General features: G+C 59.2%; 13 protein-coding genes and 1 other annotated feature. Of the genes, 2 read left to right on the forward strand and 11 right to left on the reverse strand.

Annotated features, from left to right (window positions below; all coding sequences use genetic code 11):
* Positions 1-110: 110 nt before the first annotated feature.
* From EB835_RS10320 to EB835_RS10335, 4 genes are all read right to left on the reverse strand, one after another.
* Entirely contained in the window at positions 111-767 is a 657-nt protein-coding gene (locus EB835_RS10320; protein ID WP_135809386.1) for a flavin reductase family protein, read from the reverse strand.
* A 52-nt stretch (positions 768-819) separates the two neighbouring features.
* On the reverse strand, positions 820-2,208 hold the full coding sequence (locus EB835_RS10325) for a purine-cytosine permease family protein (protein ID WP_135809387.1): 1,389 nt from the start codon (positions 2,206-2,208) through the stop codon (positions 820-822).
* Between the two features lie 130 nt (positions 2,209-2,338).
* Positions 2,339-3,253: an arylamine N-acetyltransferase family protein gene (locus EB835_RS10330; RefSeq protein WP_135809388.1), complete on the reverse strand. Its 915-nt coding sequence runs from the start codon at positions 3,251-3,253 to the stop codon at positions 2,339-2,341.
* 27 nt (positions 3,254-3,280) lie between these two features.
* Positions 3,281-4,120, reverse strand: a complete 840-nt coding sequence (locus tag EB835_RS10335; protein WP_135809389.1) for an urea carboxylase-associated family protein — start codon at positions 4,118-4,120, stop codon at positions 3,281-3,283.
* Positions 4,121-4,325: 205 nt separating this feature from the next.
* On the opposite strand from EB835_RS10335, the gene EB835_RS10340 reads away from it, so the two are divergent.
* Complete coding sequence (locus tag EB835_RS10340) at positions 4,326-4,604, forward strand: hypothetical protein (protein ID WP_135809390.1); 279 nt, start codon at positions 4,326-4,328, stop codon at positions 4,602-4,604.
* A gap of 12 nt (positions 4,605-4,616) precedes the next feature.
* Here the strand turns inward: EB835_RS10340 and EB835_RS10345 are convergent.
* The 6 genes from EB835_RS10345 to EB835_RS10370 all read right to left on the reverse strand — a co-directional run bounded on the left by EB835_RS10345 (position 4,617) and on the right by EB835_RS10370 (position 13,311).
* Positions 4,617-5,532, reverse strand: a protein-coding gene (locus EB835_RS10345; RefSeq protein WP_240688677.1) for an IS5 family transposase whose coding sequence is annotated in 2 segments (ribosomal slippage) — positions 4,617-5,156 and positions 5,158-5,532 — 915 coding nt in all. Because the reading frame shifts where the segments join, the coding sequence is not laid out codon by codon here.
* A gap of 755 nt (positions 5,533-6,287) precedes the next feature.
* Positions 6,288-6,407 (reverse strand) — a sequence feature (AL1L pseudoknot).
* Positions 6,368-6,673, reverse strand: coding sequence for a transposase (locus tag EB835_RS20280; RefSeq protein WP_240688678.1), 306 nt, complete (start codon positions 6,671-6,673; stop codon positions 6,368-6,370). It overlaps the preceding feature by 40 nt.
* A gap of 62 nt (positions 6,674-6,735) precedes the next feature.
* Positions 6,736-8,067, reverse strand: coding sequence for an MFS transporter (locus EB835_RS10355; RefSeq protein WP_135809392.1), 1,332 nt, complete (start codon positions 8,065-8,067; stop codon positions 6,736-6,738).
* Positions 8,064-10,193 (reverse strand): hydantoinase/oxoprolinase family protein, encoded by a 2,130-nt coding sequence (locus EB835_RS10360; protein WP_135809393.1) that lies wholly within the window; start codon positions 10,191-10,193, stop codon positions 8,064-8,066. The genes EB835_RS10355 and EB835_RS10360 overlap by 4 nt, the downstream gene beginning before the upstream one ends.
* Positions 10,190-11,956 carry a hydantoinase B/oxoprolinase family protein gene (locus EB835_RS10365; protein ID WP_135809394.1) on the reverse strand — a complete coding sequence of 589 codons (1,767 nt, stop codon included), beginning with the start codon at positions 11,954-11,956 and terminating at the stop codon, positions 10,190-10,192. Before EB835_RS10365 ends, EB835_RS10360 begins: the two co-directional genes overlap by 4 nt.
* A gap of 65 nt (positions 11,957-12,021) precedes the next feature.
* Positions 12,022-13,311, reverse strand: coding sequence for an NAD(P)/FAD-dependent oxidoreductase (locus tag EB835_RS10370; protein ID WP_168216697.1), 1,290 nt, complete (start codon positions 13,309-13,311; stop codon positions 12,022-12,024).
* A 134-nt stretch (positions 13,312-13,445) separates the two neighbouring features.
* On the opposite strand from EB835_RS10370, the gene EB835_RS10375 reads away from it, so the two are divergent.
* Positions 13,446-15,044 (forward strand): PucR family transcriptional regulator, encoded by a 1,599-nt coding sequence (locus EB835_RS10375; RefSeq protein ID WP_135809396.1) that lies wholly within the window; start codon positions 13,446-13,448, stop codon positions 15,042-15,044.
* Positions 15,045-15,458: 414 nt separating this feature from the next.
* On the opposite strand, the gene EB835_RS10380 is transcribed toward EB835_RS10375, so the two are convergent.
* Positions 15,459-16,745, reverse strand: a complete 1,287-nt coding sequence (locus tag EB835_RS10380; protein ID WP_135809397.1) for an adenylosuccinate synthase — start codon at positions 16,743-16,745, stop codon at positions 15,459-15,461.
* Positions 16,746-16,890 lie beyond the last annotated feature (145 nt).

Genomic DNA, 16,890 nt, shown 5'->3' on the forward strand with positions numbered 1-16,890 from the left:
ATTGATCCGGGCCCACGCCTCGCACCGATCCAGCCCTCAACGTAGTGAGGACCGAAGCCGGGATTCACAGCAGACTCCGGACCCCATTCACGAAGCGAACGCGAACTGACTCAGGTCGGGTTTCCCGACAACCCCGCCTGCGCGTCCCCATCGGCACCCGGCACGCGCATCTCGAAGGTCTCGGTGACGACGGTGTAGTCGAAGTAGCCCATCCGCGCGATCGGCTTGGCCTTGAGGATGTCGATCTTCCCGTCCTCCGTGACGTAGTCGTCGTTGAGGTGGATGCGCTCGACCGAGGCGTAGACGATGTCGATGCTTCCCACCTTGGAGTTGCCGGGCAGCCGGTGGGTGGAGATGTACTTACACTCGTACTGGAACGGGCTCTCGGCAATCATCGGCGTCGCGGACAGGTCGGCAGACCGGCGGGTGACGTCCATCTGATCGAACTCCGACTCATGAGCACCCATCACCTGGGCACTGATGTTGACCTGTTCGCGCAGATCCCACGTGGCCATATTCCACACGAACCAGCCGGTCTCCTCGGCGTTGAGCACGGTGTCCTTGCGACGACCGTCGGGGTACTGATTGGCCGCGAACATCACCATCGGAGGGTCGAAGGTGAGGTTCTGCCACTGGCTGTATGGGGCGATGTTCTCCACTCCATCGGTGCTGACGCTCGAGAGCCAACCGATCGGCCGCGGCACCGTCAGTGCCTTGAATGGCGAATGCGCGAGCGGGCGGTTCTTCGACGAGGGATCGTACTTCATCTGGTGTTTCCTTTGTTCGTGGTTAGGTCGGGGGAACAGAACGTGTGCCGGTCTATACGGCGGACCTGAGGCGACGGCGCAGCTTGCCGGTCATGAGGAAGTAGAGAGCTGCGGAGACGACGACGCCGAGGATCCAAGCGATCTCGGCTCCGTTGAGCAGGTAGGCGATTGGGCCGACGTAGACCGCGCTGTTCATGAACGGGATCTGCACGATGACACCGGCAAGGTAGGCGACATAGGCGATCCAGTTGAACTTGCCGTAGATCCCGTTCGGGTCGAACAGCGCCTCGATGTCGTACTTCTTATGCCGCACGAGGTAGTAGTCGACGAGGTTGACCGCCGACCAGGGGGTCATGAAGTACAGGAGGAAGAGCAGGAAGTTCTGGAAGACGGTGAGGAAGTCTTCGCTCGCGGCCAAGGCGATGACAAGGGCGATCACGGTGACGCCGAGGATGAACAGCGTACGTGTGTACGGCCGCAGCTTCTCCTGCTTGGTGAATGCCGAAACGATGGTCGTGATCGACATGAAGCCGCCGTAGGCGCTGAGGGTGTTGCCCGCGAGCTTGCCGAGGATGACGGCTAGGAGGACGATGACGCCGAGTCTGCCGGCCAGATCGGTGATGAAGCCCACCTCGCTGCCGTTGAAGGCATCGCCGCCGAGGAATGCTGCGAACGCGCCGACGGTCATCGCGAGGCTGGCGCCGAGGACGCTGCCGAAGAACGTCCATCCCACTGTCGCGTTCTGAGAGGTGGTCTCCGGCAGGTAGCGGCTGTAGTCGGCGATGTAGGGCCCGAAGGTCAGCTGCCAGGAAGCCGAGAGCGAGACTCCGAGGACGAACGGAGCCAACGCGAATCCATTGCTGGCGCCGATCGCCTCTCCCATGTCCCCTGTCGACATGACGACGATGAGCCAGACGAAGACGACGGCACTGAGAAATGCGGGCAGATGGGAGAATCGGTGGATCCAGCGGTAGCCGACGATCGCAGAGACCGCACAGAAGACGGCGAAGAGTATGGCCCCGATCTGCGGAGTCACGTGGAAGAGCAGCCCGAGGGCCTGCCCGCCGAGGACGAGTCCGGTCGCATAGAACCCGATATAGATGAAGAGGGCGAGGATCAGGGGGAGGATGGCTCCGTAGAAGCCGAATTGGGCCCGGCTCTGGATCATCTGAGGCACGCCCAGCTGCGGCCCCTGGGCCGAATGCAGCGCAGTGATATAGCCGCCGAGGATGTTGCCGAGGATGATCGCAGGAATCGACCACAGAGCGGAGTTGCCGAGAATCGTCATCAGAGCGCCTGTGACCAGCGCGGTGATCGAACTGTTCGCGGCGAACCAGACGAAGAACAAGGACACAGGGCGTCCATGCCGCTCGGTTGCCGGGATGTAGTCGATCGACCGCTTCTCGACGAATTTCGGTTGGGGCGCGGGTGCTGCAGTCATCATGTCCTCCGTTGCACAGCTGCGTTGGGTGCTGTGCCGTGAAATATATCACCAATATATTTAGTGACACAAGACTCCTGCAAGAGGAACCTGGCACCGAGGCTGACCGCTCAGGCCCAGCAGGACCTCGTCAGGAGACCTCGACCCGAGCCCAGATCAGATCCGTGATTTCGCGCCGAAGTTCGACCCCGAACTCCGTACGCAGCACGTCAGCGAAGTCAGCGGCGTCGGTGACCTTCCGTTCGCGGCGCTCGGGTTCGTCACCGGGTCGCAGGCTGCGCAGGTGGCGGCCCTCGAGCGAGACCTTGCCGCCGTTGTCGAGCGTCTTTGCCACTACAGGCGCACCGGTGAAGCGCGTGCCGGGCTTGGTCGCGGTGAACCAGTTCGACACCTCGAGGTCGGCCTGTTCACGGGGGACGTCTGCGAAGGCATAGACGGTGCGGAACTCCTGGTCAGAGCTTGTCCGAGACTGCAGAGCCCATTCGGCTTCCGCGCGCATCGCGGGCTCCAGCACTGTGTCTGCCGGGACCAGTCTGTGCTCTCCGTGCTCGGTCATGCGCGGTCTCGACTCCGCATCGAGTTCGAGTGCGGCCTCCGGAGTCCCGCCTCCGAATCCGGGGTCGACGAGGAACCGCCGTCCCGCGAGGTCGACGATCGTCGCCTGGTGCGTCTGTCCTCCTGGTGCGGTCCTCCCGTCGCCGAGGTGGACGCGAGCGAGGATCGGGTACGCGCTCAGCCCGAGTTCACAGAGCACGGCGCGGATGAGTGTCGCGTGTTCGTGGCAGTAGCCGCCGCGGCCGGCATCGAGGAGCTTCGCCGTCAGAGAGTCGAGGTCGGTGGGTATGCTCCGAGCTTCCCCTGCGGCGAGTGTGGCGATGACGTCGAGGTTTTCGAAGCAGATCGCCCGCACGTGGGCGGCCAGCAGTTCGTCGATGAGGTCGACGACCTCGGCGGGCCTCCCGCGAGCCCGACGCCGCAGATCCTCTTCTGTGTTGTCCAGTTCGAGCCGACGGGCGTACCGGGCGACGAGCGAAGACGATGACATGCGATTCCTTTCGAAGGTGGGCCGCGCTCAGGCCCACGGCTGGGGACGGAGTCCGTGGCCGCCGCGATAGTTCGGGGACGTCGGTTCGGTCCACTCGCCGAGGAGGCGCTCGGGCAGCCGATAGACAGTGACGTTCAAAGGGTGGCAGTTCTCCACCGGGTCTGACGAGCCGTCCCCGAACATAGGCGCAGAGAGGTCGCCTCCGGGGCAGGTCGACAGTGCCGCGAGCAGGTCCTGCTCGGCGAAGAACTCGAAGTAGTCTCCTGGTCGCGCAGGGCAGGTCTTCATGAAGTATTCGTCGCGGTCGTTCAGTCCTGTGCATTGGAAGACGTTGAGCACATCGTGGACGTCGAATTCGGTGAGCCCGTACGGCAGGATCGCGCGGACGAGGTTGGAATGGCAGTGGTAGTCGAAGTCCACGCCGCTCAGCATCTGCGACACATAAGGATCGCATCGGGTGCCCAGGGTGTCATGCAGCCGACCGCCTTCCGGGTCGGTGCCGTAGTCGGCCAGGGTGTCACCGACGATCGTGGCCATGGGCCGCAGGAACGGCAGCGTCGACCACAGACGGTCGAAGGTCGAGACATGGGCGGCTTGCAGCTGCCGGGTCCGTGCCGCCCAGAATCGTTCCCTTGGGTCGTGGCGGTTCCACAGGTTGAGGTCGCCGACCTGTGGGCCGTCGACGGTGGAGATGCGGCAGACATGGCCGGCAGGGACCTCCCACGCCTGTCCCGAGCGGATGGGGATGGTGACCTCGTCGACGATTTCTCGTGACTGTGTGTGGTCACCGATCTGTGAGTAGAAGTCCCGGTCGACGTCGAGTGCGGCACCTTGATAGGCGGCTTCCTGCAGACGGTTCTGTGTCACTGTGCGCGTCCTCCTCCGTGGCGATGTTGCCTGTGTTGCCTGCGTTGCCTGTGTTGCCTGTGTTGCCTGCAACGATGCCAGCTTCTGCACTGCTTCCCAAGGGGCTGTTCGTCGGGTCTATGCTGAAAAGAGCGAACCGACGCAGCTGAGTGGGCCGCGCCGTCGCGTGGGCCGAACCGCGTGTACCGAGCATTGGGAGGTCGGAATGGCTGAAGAGAAGATCGACGTCGAGATGCAGGACACGGGAGAGTTCCTGGCCAGCATCCACACGGCGGCAGGAACCGATGAGATCGTCCTGATGTTCGCAGATGCCGAAGAGGCCTCCGACGGCGTCTTGGGCAATGATGAAGCCACTGCTCGCGCGGCTGTGGAGTTCCTGTTGCGCCATCAGCCCTCCGGCGACCTGCCGGACCGGATCGACCTCGTCGACATCGCCGCCGCCTACGACGGCGCCATCGAGTCCATTCGCAAGCTGCGCGACTAGGGTATGTCTCCTTTATTGGCGGAGCCATGTCAGGATCGCGCTGATCACGACTGCCGCCCGATAGGTGATCGCGAGCTTGTCGTATCTCGTCGCTAACCCCCGCCATTGCTTGACGTAGGCAAACGAACGCTCAACGACGTTGCGGTTCCGGTAGACACCGGCGTCGAACGCCGGCGGTCGCCCACCATTCCTGCCGCGCTTCTTACGAGTCGCGATCTGGTCTTTCTTCTCCGGGATCACCGCTCGGATGCCGCGGGAACGCAGGTATTCGCGGTTGCTTTTGGACCCATAAGCACGATCCGCCAGAACAGCGTCCGGACACGTGCGAGGACGACCACCGCCGACCCGCGGTACTCGAATGTCAGCCAGGACCTGCGGCAAAATCACCCCGTCATGTCGCTGTCCGCCGGTGACCACGACAGCTAAAGGCCGACCCTTACCGTCGACGGCATGATGGATCTTCGTCGTCAGCCCACCACGTGAGCGACCGATGCCGTACCCGGCCGGTTCACACTCCGAATCGGGCAGATTCTTGTAATTCGACGTAGCCCCCTATGTCCTGATCGGGGCGCGTCGTGTTCGTCGCGTGCTGGTGAGCACGATTGATGGTGCCATCGACGGAGACGTTCCAATCGATGTCACCGGCAGCATCAGCATCAGAAAGCACGTTGGCCAGGACTCGGTCCCAGGTGCCGTCAGCGGCGTAGCGGCGGTGACGTTTCCATACCGTCTGCCAGGGACCGAAGTGCTCACGAGGCAGGTCGCGCCAGTCGATGCCGGCACGATATCGGTACACGATTCCCTCGACGATTCGACGGTTGTTCTCAAACGGTCGGGCTCTCTTACCGGCATTCGAGGGCAGAAGAGGTTTGATTCTCGCCCACTGCTCATCAGTGAATACTCGGTGTCTAGGGCATGTCTCCTTCATCGGCACAGCCACGTCAAGGACGACGTGATCCCGTAAGCCTCTGGATACGTTCGCTGTCGGAAGTTTGCCATACCGCATTGCTGAGATGCGCCAATGCTAGACGTAGGGAAACGAACGCTAGACGACGTTACGGCTCCGCTACGCAGCAGCTTCGCTTGCCGGCGTTCAGGGGAAGAAGAGGTCCGATTCGCGCCGACTACTCTTCAGTAACGACTTGATGACGATGCTGTGTAGTCGATTATCCAGCCCGACGGCTCCACAATCTCAAATAGAAGGACATGCCCTTTCACGTGTGATGTAAGTGTCATCTGAGTCGGAGGACAGGGCCGGCGAGGATAATCTCGCTGGTGGAGTAAGCGGCACGTTAGGCATAGCGAGTCGCCAGGTCGCGAAACTACGTGAATCGGTTGAAGCACCACTCGACCAAGTTCCAGCGTTTAAATTCCTCTCGTTTGTGTAGAGAAGCAGCAATCGGTAGCGCACGTGGAACGAAGTGGTGTGTAACCTCGCGACATCGTAGACACTGAATCTCACCACTTCCGGGACAATCGATCTCAGAGCTTTGTATATTTCATTACACGCGTGCTAACGAAAACCTGTTCTCTACAGTTGATCGCCTTCCACACCTTCCGCACCCCGTAACAGGAATAGTTCGCCCCATAGACCTCCTGGATGACCACCATCAGCGCCTGGTCCCGACGGGCCCTGGCTGATAGTTCGCGTTTCTTGAACGCGTAATACGAGCTCACAACAATCCGTGCAACAGTCCCGGATAGGGCGCGCACGATTGGCTCGACTCCGAACTCGTGACGATTGTCGTCGGTGAAGGCGACGATCACTTCGATGGGCGGTCGAGCTCCGCCGCGAAGAAAGCCGAGGCTCTCTTCAGAATCTCGTTGGCCCTCTTCGCTTCAGCCAACTCAGCCCGCAGCCGACGGTTCTCCGCTTCCAAATCGACTGACTCAGCTGGTGTGGCCTTGCCGGAGTCTTCACGCTTACGCACCCAGACTCGCAACGTCTCTTTACTCACACCGAGCTCGCCGGCGACACGAGTGATCGCCCCGTTCGCGGTGTCCAGATCGGCCTGGGCGTGGATGACGAGTTCGACGGCACCAGCCTTGAGCTCGTCGGTGTATTCCACTGGCAAGAGAGAATCTCCTTCTTCCAATCTCCCTGCCTCTATTATCCCCGGGGCGATGCATTCTATCGTTTTAGTGGTTTCGTTATCTTTTTTGAAACAGCCATCGCTCCCAATGGTGCGAAGCTCGTCTCCCGTATAAACAGAAAAGCTGTAGCACCGAGCATGGCTACAGCAGTCGGATAGATCCACACCAGATTGAGATGACCACCCTCTGCGATAGCTGTGATGAACAATGGTGCAGTGCCACCAAACAGCGCCACCGCGATGGCGTAGGGCAGACCGATACCGGTCGAACGGACGCGGGCCGGAACATGTTCCACCAATACCGACGTAAGTACTGCCAGATAGGGGGCCAGGATAAGAACCATGGTGAACTGTGTCAGGAAGTAGGCCACCAAACCGTTGCCGATTAGCGTGAAAGCTGGCCATGACAGGCATACGCTACCGATGGTGGCAAAAAGTAGCAGTGGCTTACGCCCGACACGGTCGGACAGGTAACCGAACAGCGGCAAGACTACAACGAGTAATACTGTAGCTAAGGTTTGCGCCATGAGAACTGTTTCTAGAGCATACCCGTAGGTTGTAGAGGCGTAAGACGGCAGGTAGGTGACCCAAATGTAATGCAACAGAGAAATCGGTGAAGCAATGAAGATCACCCAGAGTACAGATTTAAAGTGCTCGGTGAAAAGCATCTTCACAGGAGCTTTGATCACTTCCTGCTCTTGCCTCATTTCCTCGAAAGTCTCGGACTCTCCAACGTTACGTCGATATAGATAGGCCGCGAAACCCAAGGCGGCAACAGCAAGAAAACCTATGCGCCAGCCGAAGGAGCTCATCTGCTGATCATCGAGGGCGACAGTGAGGATGCCTGCGATAACGCTGGCCAGCAGAATGCCCAACGAAATTGATACCTGCTGGAATGATCCACTCAGGCCCCTGCGCTTTGCTGGTGCTGACTCCACCATGTATGTCATCGAGGTGCCGTATTCGCCGCCAGCAGCAAACCCCTGGGCCAATCGGCCAATGAGCAGGATCAAGGGAGCGGCTAGACCAATGATCGAATATGTAGGCGTAACAGCAATCAAGACGCTGCCACCAGACATAATGAGGACAGAAATCGCAAGCCCCACTTTGCGGCCAATGCGATCGCCCAGGGAGCCGAGCATTGCACCGCCCAGCGGTCGCATCACAAACCCGACGGCGTAAATGACCAGTGTCCCGAGTAGTGCTGCAATGGGGTCCCCTTCGGGGAAGAACTGGGAAGCAAAGACCGGAGCCAGTAGGCCGTAGAGAGCCCAGTCCACGTACTCTAACGAGTTGCCTATGGCCCCAGCGGCAATTCGCTTCTTCTGGTCAGGGAGAAAATGGGTATCGTCCCGTATTGATTCTTTCATAGCAACTGATGGTCCTCTGCACTTGTGCGTGTTCCGCCCGTAGCTTCGGTCTCAACATTGAGTGACGAGCTGACGGCGATTTTGGAAATTTTGATGCTTCCGTGATTTGCAAGATGAGCTTCCCACCCGGATTGGACAACGATAGTGGTGTCCGCTTGTTCGATGACCGCAGGCCCTGCAATAGACTCCGTAAAAGCGGATCTGTTAATGATCCTCGCTTTGACGTAACTATTTTTTGCAGGGTCCCAGAACGGCGCCGAGGTCTCGGTGGCAGCGCTGTCGTCGAAATTCTCGCCACTGGGTGGAGGCACTGGTCGATAGCCAGTGACGGCGATCTTGTATCCTGTGATCTCGCACTCGCTGCGGTCATCGAGTTGGCCGTATCTGTCGAAATGCATCTCATCGAAATCTGAACGAAGGCTCGCAGGAGCCTCTGCGTTGAGGATCGGATCGATGTCGATTGGCAGATCAAGCTCATGCGATTGCCCTAGGTAACGCATGCTCAGAGTCACCGAGGTCACGACTTCTTCGGAGTCCGCTGCCTTACAGTCTGTCTGGTCCTGTGCCTCGCTAATTGCTCTAGCCAGCTCGGCATGTAGCAGTGTCAGCTCGTCGTGGACCAACCTGGTATGCCAGGTCTTCCATACATTTGTCACAGTGTCTGAAGCCAGTAGTCCATAGGCCGAAAGCACCCCTGGGAATGGTGGGATGATGATGGTGTCAATACCGAGTTCATCAGCGATTCCGCATGCATGCATCGGGCCGGCACCACCGCAAGGGAAGAGCGCATAGTCGCGAACATCGATACCTCGTTTGATTGAAACGACCCGTGCTGCGTTGGCCATACCAGCAACTGCGACACGATGGATGGCCCAGGCGGCCTCGGCTGTAGTCTTTCCTAACGGTTCGGCTATTTTCTTTGAGATCGCTTCTTCAGCTAGCTCCCTGGAAAGCGACATTGAACCATCAGCCAATTCCTCATTCGGCAAGTAGCCGAGGACTACGTTCGCATCGGTGACGGTGGGCAACGTTCCACCGTGTCCGTAACACGCTGGGCCGGGGTCAGCCCCAGCGCTTTCCGGGCCGACTTTGAGTCCTCCCGAGATATCGAGTTCGCCGATCGAGCCTCCACCGGCCCCGACGGTATGTACGTCGACACTGGGGAGACGAACATCGAAGCTTCCGACTGCGCCCTCATCGCTGAGAGCGGACGCCCCGTTGTCAATCAGGATGACATCCGTGCTCGTGCCACCCATATCTACGGACAAAAGATTGCGCTCACCTAGCACCCCGCCTACCTTAGCTGCGCCAATGGCACCGCCGGCCAGTCCCGACATCAGCACGGATACAGCGGCTTCTTCGAGCAGCTCGGCATCGATGATGCCGCCGTGAGATTCCATCATGTACAGGGGCTGGTGCACGTCGAAGTCAGTGAGCTTGGCGCGCAGTTTTTGAACATAACGTGACACCAGTGGTCTGATATAGGCATCTAGAGCGGTGACGACCAACCGTTCGTATTCGCGCACTCGGGGGTCAATGACTGACGAGCAACTTACGTAGATGTGGGGATATCTCGCATTGATTCGGGCGGCGATGTCCTGCTCAACCTTCGGTGCCGTATAGGAGAACAGTAGATTGAGCGCAATAGAGTCAACACCCTGGTCATTGACTAGATAGTCGACTGCCTCATCAATCTCGGCCTGACTCGAAGATGCGGTGAGCTGTCCCTGTGGATTGAGCCTGGTGGCAATTTCCACGGTGTCCTGGCGCTGTGCGAGGAAAATGGGGGTCTGATAATCTAGCCGGAAATCGTACATCCGCTTCCTCTTCGCCCGGCCTATTGCCAGAGTATCGGCGAATCCGGTTGTGCAAATGACACCGACCCGGGCTCCTCGCCGCTGCAGGAATGCATTAATTCCCACTGTCGAGCCGTGCACCAAACGACTTACTTCTTGCGGAGTGGAACCGGCTTTCTGTAGGCCCGTCTGCAGACCGTTCATGAATGCAATCGATGGATCTTCCGGAGTGCTTTGTACTTTGGTGGTGGTCATTCTTGCGCCGTTCTCGGCGTAGACCACGACATCGGTGAAAGTACCGCCAACGTCAATGCCAACCCACGTGCTCATTCCATCTCTCCCGTCGTTGTCGTGTTCATCTCGCTCCGTAGGCGAAGGGTTGATTCTTTACTGACCGTGCCGTCGTCGTTGAGAACCACCCCGTATACATCGTGGGCAATCAGGCGACTAACGCGGCTGTTTCGCGCATCGCGAGCAACATCCTCCGCGCTCCGTGACAGTGGATCGCCGTAACCCCCACCTCCGGAGAGGTGGATTGTGAGTTCATCGCCGGTATGTAAATCCAACATCTGTTTCGATCTCAACTGCTCAACTGTGCCGTTGGCTCGGCTGATTTGTGCTGATGTGTGTGCGGCTGCCATTCCGCCTTGCGCACCCCACGGAGCGGTAGTGTGGCGCTCTCCTCGATAGTTCGCCACGATGTCATCGCTTAGGACCTTGAAAGTCTTAGAGGTGCCAAGTCCGCCACGCCATCGTCCGGGGCCTGCGCTGTCCGTGGTGAGCGACCAGTCCATGACCTGAATAGGGGCTTCCAATTCCAGCGTCTCGGCTGGGACGTTCATACAGTTTGTGGCATCGGTTTCGACGGCGTCTATGCCGTCAAGGCCCAGGCGGCCGCCCATGCCACCCACGCCGAGTTCGCTACTGACAAAATAACCACCGTCTTCGGTGCGACCAGCGAAGTTCATGACCAGCAGTTGCCCGCAAGATGCGGCCGGAGCCTCGTCGGGAACGATCTGCGTAAAACAGCCAAGTAGTGTGTCACCAATACGCCGGACGGTCGCGGTGCGGGAGTTCACAGGCGCAGGGCGGTGAGGGTTGACGATGGTGCCTTCGGGAAGACGCAGAGTCAATGATTGGTAGCAACCGCTATTGTTGGGCACATCGTCGCCAATGACTGCTCGCAACACATAGTACGTCGCGGCGATCGAGGACGCGGGAACACAGTTGAATGGGCCGCGCACCTGCGGGCTGGTGCCAGTGAAGTCGATTGTCAGGCTGTCACCGTGGATTTCGACGGTGGCAGTAATCGCGATCTGTTGGCCGACGTCAACACCGTCGTCGTCCATGTAATCTGTGAAGGTGTATTTGCCATCGGGCATTTGTGTTAGCCGGTTTCGGGTGAGGATGTCAGCCTGCCGGATCAGACCGTCGATCGCAGCGCGCAGATCATTGAGCGGTAGGGTCTCATTGAGCTCCTGGAGTTTTTCGTCACCGACTTTGCATGCGGCCAGTTGAGCCCGGAGATCACCCAACACGACGTTCGGGGTCCGCACGTTGCGTTCCAAGATCTTAAATACTTGGTCGACGGGTTGCCCGGCGTCGACGAGTTTCATCGGTGGTAGTTGCAATCCTTCCTGGAAGATTTCAGTAGCATCCGTGGGCAGACTACCGGGCGTCTTGCCACCGACTTCTTGATGGTGGGACATGGTCACGGCGAAGCCGAAGAGTTCATGAGACAAGAAAATTGGCTTAATGATGGCGATATCAGGAAGGTGGGTACCGCCAGCGTAAGGGTCGTTCAGGATATAGATGTCTCCCGGGTTGATGGTCTCGGGAGGAAAGTCTGCAACTATGCGCTCAACTGCGGGGATCATACATCCCAGGTGAATCGGAATCGCTGCTGCTTGCGCGATGTTGCGCCCGTCCTTATCGAAGATGCCGGCTGACGCGTCGAGTCCTTCTTTGACGATGGAAGAATAGGCGACTCGCAGCAGGGTGTGTTCCATTTCATCGGCGATGGCGGTGAGGCGATAGCGCACTACTTCTTGAAGGACGGGGTCGATAGTCACTTCAATGGGAGATATAGACATCGGCTGCCTTCTTTCTATTTGGTCACCAGCATTTGGTGCTGCTGAAGAGTGCTGAGTTGAGTGCGTCACAAGACGGCATTCGGAGCTTTGAATGCTCCGGCGTTGAACCTGTCAAGGCGAAAGTTGCTGAGATCGAATGATGACTGGCTACGCAAGACGAGGTCGCAGATGATTGGACCCAATGCTGGTACCAGACCGTAACCGTGGCCGCTGAACCCGGTAGCTATTACGAGGCCGTCGGGGCCGCCTTGCGCGTCTATGACCGGCAGAGTGTCCGGGGTGGAATCGATGACACCGGCCCAGGAATCTTGCAAACGAGCGTTTTCCGTCCCCGTCAAAGTCTGTTGTAGCTGTTTGAGCGCTCGGATCGGTTCACTCGTGCGAACGCGAGCCGCAGGAGGTCCGATCTCACGAATCGTCTGTCCTCCACGAATCACAGCGTTGAGATCCTTGGCTGGTCGTATGCCCGGTCGCAATGCGAAACGGCGCCAATTCTTGCGAAAGGCAGAGAGAAATAGTGGTGCTTGCAGGATCGAGTCCGTATTGAGTCGTACCACGCCGCCGCCGCCGACCGAACAGACGAACCGACCGTCGCGGCGCTGTCGGAAGGAGAAGCCCCCTCCCCATACGGTGGCATTAGTCAGCGGTGCCACCGGAGTGGTCAGGGCGACCGAACCAACCACGTAGTTCTGTGGCAGATCGATGCCAGCAGTGCTCAGCAATTGTCGAGACCAGGCGCCGGCCGCGACGACCGTAGTTCCCGCCTGGAGTATTCCGGCTTCGGTCTGGGCACCAATGATGGTGCTGCCGCGACGTAACAAGGTTCGTACTGGGGTATCGGCCAGAAGTTGGACACCGACTTCTCTACATGCAGCAATGTAGGCGGCGACCACGGTTTGCGGGTCTGCGTGGCCGTCCTCACCGGCAAAGATTCCGCCGCGTACAGAACGTTTCCAGTTCGGAATGTGCTGCTTGATGCCGTCAAGGTCCAAGTAGTTGGTATCGATACCGCGGCTGCGTCCCTCCCGCATCCACTGTCGGTAGCTCTCTTCTTCGTCTGGGGTATCGAAGACTGCAAGGTTTCCACCTTTCTCCCAAGACACTTCCTGCTCCAGGAGATCGCTGAGTTCTTGCCAGCGCTTGTTGGCTTCGATCATGAGATCAAGCTCGCCCAATCCGCGACCCTGCTGCCGAACGAACCCCCAGTTCTGAGAGGATTGATGCTCTCCGAAGTGGCCGGAATCTACACAAATCACCTTGGCGCCTGCCCTGGCCAGAGAATGCGAGGCCGCCAGTCCGACAAGCCCGCCCCCTATAATCAGAACATCCGCATGGAGATTTTTCTCGTTGCTCATTGGGCTCCAGTCCATGAATTTCTTCCTTGAATTTCTTCGACAGTGAACCATCTAAGTCGACTTCAGAGCGGTACACAATGTCTCAAATGGGACACGTTCCGCCAGCGGGTGTCCGCATTGGGAAAGGAGAATAAGTGTTGACTCTGGATGAGATTTTGCAGTTTGAACCGTTACTCCAAGCGCAAGCTGAAGTGCTGGTGGGAGGCGAGTCACTTGACAACGCCGTCGTCTGGGTGCATATCTGCGAAATGGAGAGTCTGGCGCATATTTTTGATGGCGGAGAACTACTACTGACGCAGGGCCGCGGCATACCACGCACTCCCCGACGTCAACGGGCCTGGGTTCAAGCCTTAGCGGATGCGGGGGTCTCCGGCGTTGCCATCGAGCGCGGTCATGTCCTTGACGAGGTGCCAGCTGCCATTGTCGAGCAGGCCGCGGCGTGCAGTTTGCCTTTGATACACATGCAACGGCCTGCCTACTTCATTGAGATCACTCGGGCCGTGCACTCAGTCATCATCGGTAGTCAACACGATGCTTCTATGCGAGTGGAGGAATTTAGCCGCCGACTCGCCCGACTAATGATGGCCGGTGGCGGCTTGCAAGAAGCCTTGGATGAGGTTGCTAGCGCGCTCAGCCACCCAGTGGCTCTTACCGGGCCCAACCACTTTCTTGAGTTCGTGTCGCCTCGCAATGATCCCGGCGACACAGCCGGTTACGACTGGCGCAGACATACCAAACATGATCACGATCTAAGCGGCAGCAAAGGTGCTTGTGTGACCATGCAAGACGGAGGCCGTTGCCTACATCGCGCCATCGTCTTTCGAGGAGAAATTTGGGGTTGTTTGCATGTGCTTCTGGGGGACTGGGAGCCGAATGACTTGCTGTTCCGTGTCCTTGATCAGGCGGCGATATCGTTAGGTCTTTCGCACGCTGTGCAGCAGAACCTCAACTCTGTGGGAACTGATTATCGCAGCGAAATCATCCACGAGCTGATCACGACGACCAAATCATCAGCCAATGATTTGCAGCGGCGCCTACATTGGCTGGGTCTCGATCCTTTTCAGAGCCTGCGGGTCGTTCTCGCTGCGCCGATCGACTCTGTTAATGAGAATCGCGCGATTGCGAACGAGCGCCGTCGGTTCGGTGCTCTTCAGGCGTTGGGCGAAGACTTTCGCGATGCATTGGGGCCTGGTGCGGTAGTTGGCTATTTGGACGATATGGTGGTCGCGCTAGTAGCCGATGATGGAAGTCTCGAATCCTTGGGAGCCTGGGTCGAAAATGAGAAAACAATGGCCATCATCGGTGCCAGCGGGCAGTCGAGCAGTGTGCACTTAGTTCGTGCTCGGAAAGAAGCTAATGAGGCAGTCCTATATGCACAAGAGTCTGGACAGGGAGCTGGCCTCTACTGGGCAGAACGCTTGGTCTTGCAACGTGCCCTACTCAAACTCAATGAGGACGGCACTCTCAATCGGTTAGTCGAACAGGAGCTTGAACCCATCCTTGACTACGACGAACGGGCACAGACTTCATTGCTCCTGACTCTGGAGGCCTACTTCGACTGCGTGGGTCGAAGAAATGAAATGGCGCAGGTTCTGCACGTTGATCGACGTACGGTCCATCATCGGATGGCTCGCATCAGCGAACTTATCGGAGAAACGTTTGATCAAAGCGATAAGCAACTCTCGCTTCATATCGCGGTGCGTGGGTATCGACTTCTGGCCGTTCACAGATAGAGCTTTGTGGTCGTACGTGATGTGAGGTCGGTGGAAGGAACCTGAGACTCCCGGGAACGGGTCGGTGGTACCGACGGCATTCCATCGAAGTAGCCAAGACATTGGCCGGAGTGGGCGGAAAATCGGTCCGTGGATGCGTGTAACAATGTGCTCCCTGCTGACGGTTCAGGCCCTGACCAGGTCGCAACCGGCCTCAGGCTTTCCCAACGACGGTCGGCGCTCCGGAACGTCGCAGCCATCTCTATGTCCGGCACGGCCTCAAGCCTCAATGAATCCTGCGAGAATGAGACAAGCAGCCTGAGCGCCCAGACGGGTGTTCCCACCCATCGGGCAGATGCCGAAGGGCGGAGCCGACGCACTGTCAGTTCCGCCCTGCGCCAATTGATTCGATCCGAGATGCTCCCGGGAACCTGCTCAGTCCAGCAGGTCGTGGCGCACGATGGACTGCTCGCGGTCGGGTCCGACGCCGATGACCGACATCCGACAGCCCGAGAGCTCCTCGAGCGCGAGCACGTACTTCTGCGCGTTCTCCGGCAGGTCGTCGAAGGTCCGGGCCTTCGTGATGTCCTCGGTCCAGCCGTCGAAGTATTCGAAGATCGGCTTCGCGTGGTGGAACTCGGTCTGGGACACCGGCATCTCGTCCTGGCGCACTCCGTCGACGTCGTAGGCGACGCAGACGGGGATCCGGTCGATGCCGGTGAGCACGTCGAGCTTGGTCAGCACGTAGTCGGTGAAGCCGTTGGTCCGTGCCGCGTAGCGGGCGATGACCGCGTCGTACCAGCCGCAGCGGCGGGGCCGTCCGGTGTTGACTCCGAACTCGCCGCCGGCCTTCTGCAGGTATTCGCCCATGTCGTCGAAGAGTTCGGTCGGGAACGGACCGGCACCCACACGGGTCGTATAGGCCTTGACGATGCCGACGACGCGGTTGATCCGGGTCGGTCCGATGCCCGTGCCCACACAGGATCCGCCGGCGGTCGGGTTCGACGAGGTGACGAACGGGTAGGTGCCGTGGTCGACGTCGAGCATGGTCGCCTGACCGCCCTCCATGACGACGACCTCACCCCGGTCGAGCGCCTCGTTGAGCATGAGCTCCGTCTCGGCGACATAGGGGCGCAGACGTTCGATGAAGGGTTCGAAGTATTCGACGATCTCTTCGACCGACACTGCCCGGCGGTTGTAGACCTTGACGAGCAGCTCATTTTTCTGCCGCAGCGATCCTTCGATCTTCTGGCGCAGGATGGACTCGTCGAAGATGTCCTGGACGCGGATGCCCAAACGCCCGATCTTGTCCATATAGGCCGGTCCGATGCCGCGGCCGGTGGTGCCGATCGCCCGCTTGCCGAGGAACCGTTCGGTCACTTTGTCCAAGGTCTGGTGGTACGGAGCCACGAGGTGGGCGTTGGCCGAGATCCGCAGCTTCGAGGTGTCCGCACCGCGGGATTCGAGTGCGTCGATCTCATCGAAGAGCGCCTCGAGGTTGACGACGACGCCGTTGCCGATGACCGGAGTGACGTTCGGTGACAGGATTCCGGCGGGCAGCAGCTTGAGTTCGTACTTCTCTCCCCCGACGACAACCGTGTGGCCGGCGTTGTTCCCACCATTGGGCTTGACCACGTAGTCGACGCTGGTGCCGAGGATGTCGGTGGTCTTACCTTTACCTTCGTCGCCCCATTGAGCGCCGACGACAACGATTGCTGGCATGAGAGTACTTCACCTCGAAGTGAGAGGGGGATTGCATTACGCGCTAAGTCTACTGGGTCACACCGACACGGCCGCCATCGGGCGCTGTCCCTCACGAAGGCGGCCGCGGGCAGGAGACGAAAGCCTCCCACCCGCGGCCGCACCG

This window comes from Brevibacterium sp. S22 (assembly GCF_004745485.1).
GTDB lineage: Bacteria > Actinomycetota > Actinomycetes > Actinomycetales > Brevibacteriaceae > Brevibacterium.

Bases quoted from the DNA above. Each gene is read 5' to 3' on its own strand.
- EB835_RS10320 (WP_135809386.1), bottom strand. From the start codon at position 767: ATGAAGTACGATCCCTCGTCGAAGAACCGCCCGCTCGCGCATTCGCCA.
- EB835_RS10325 (WP_135809387.1), bottom strand. From the start codon at position 2,208: ATGACTGCAGCACCCGCGCCCCAACCGAAATTCGTCGAGAAGCGGTCG.
- EB835_RS10330 (WP_135809388.1), bottom strand. From the start codon at position 3,253: ATGTCATCGTCTTCGCTCGTCGCCCGGTACGCCCGTCGGCTCGAACTG.
- EB835_RS10340 (WP_135809390.1), top strand. From the start codon at position 4,326: ATGGCTGAAGAGAAGATCGACGTCGAGATGCAGGACACGGGAGAGTTC.
- EB835_RS10355 (WP_135809392.1), bottom strand. From the start codon at position 8,067: ATGAAAGAATCAATACGGGACGATACCCATTTTCTCCCTGACCAGAAG.
- EB835_RS10360 (WP_135809393.1), bottom strand. From the start codon at position 10,193: ATGAGCACGTGGGTTGGCATTGACGTTGGCGGTACTTTCACCGATGTC.
- EB835_RS10365 (WP_135809394.1), bottom strand. From the start codon at position 11,956: ATGTCTATATCTCCCATTGAAGTGACTATCGACCCCGTCCTTCAAGAA.
- EB835_RS10370 (WP_168216697.1), bottom strand. From the start codon at position 13,311: ATGAGCAACGAGAAAAATCTCCATGCGGATGTTCTGATTATAGGGGGC.
- EB835_RS10380 (WP_135809397.1), bottom strand. From the start codon at position 16,745: ATGCCAGCAATCGTTGTCGTCGGCGCTCAATGGGGCGACGAAGGTAAA.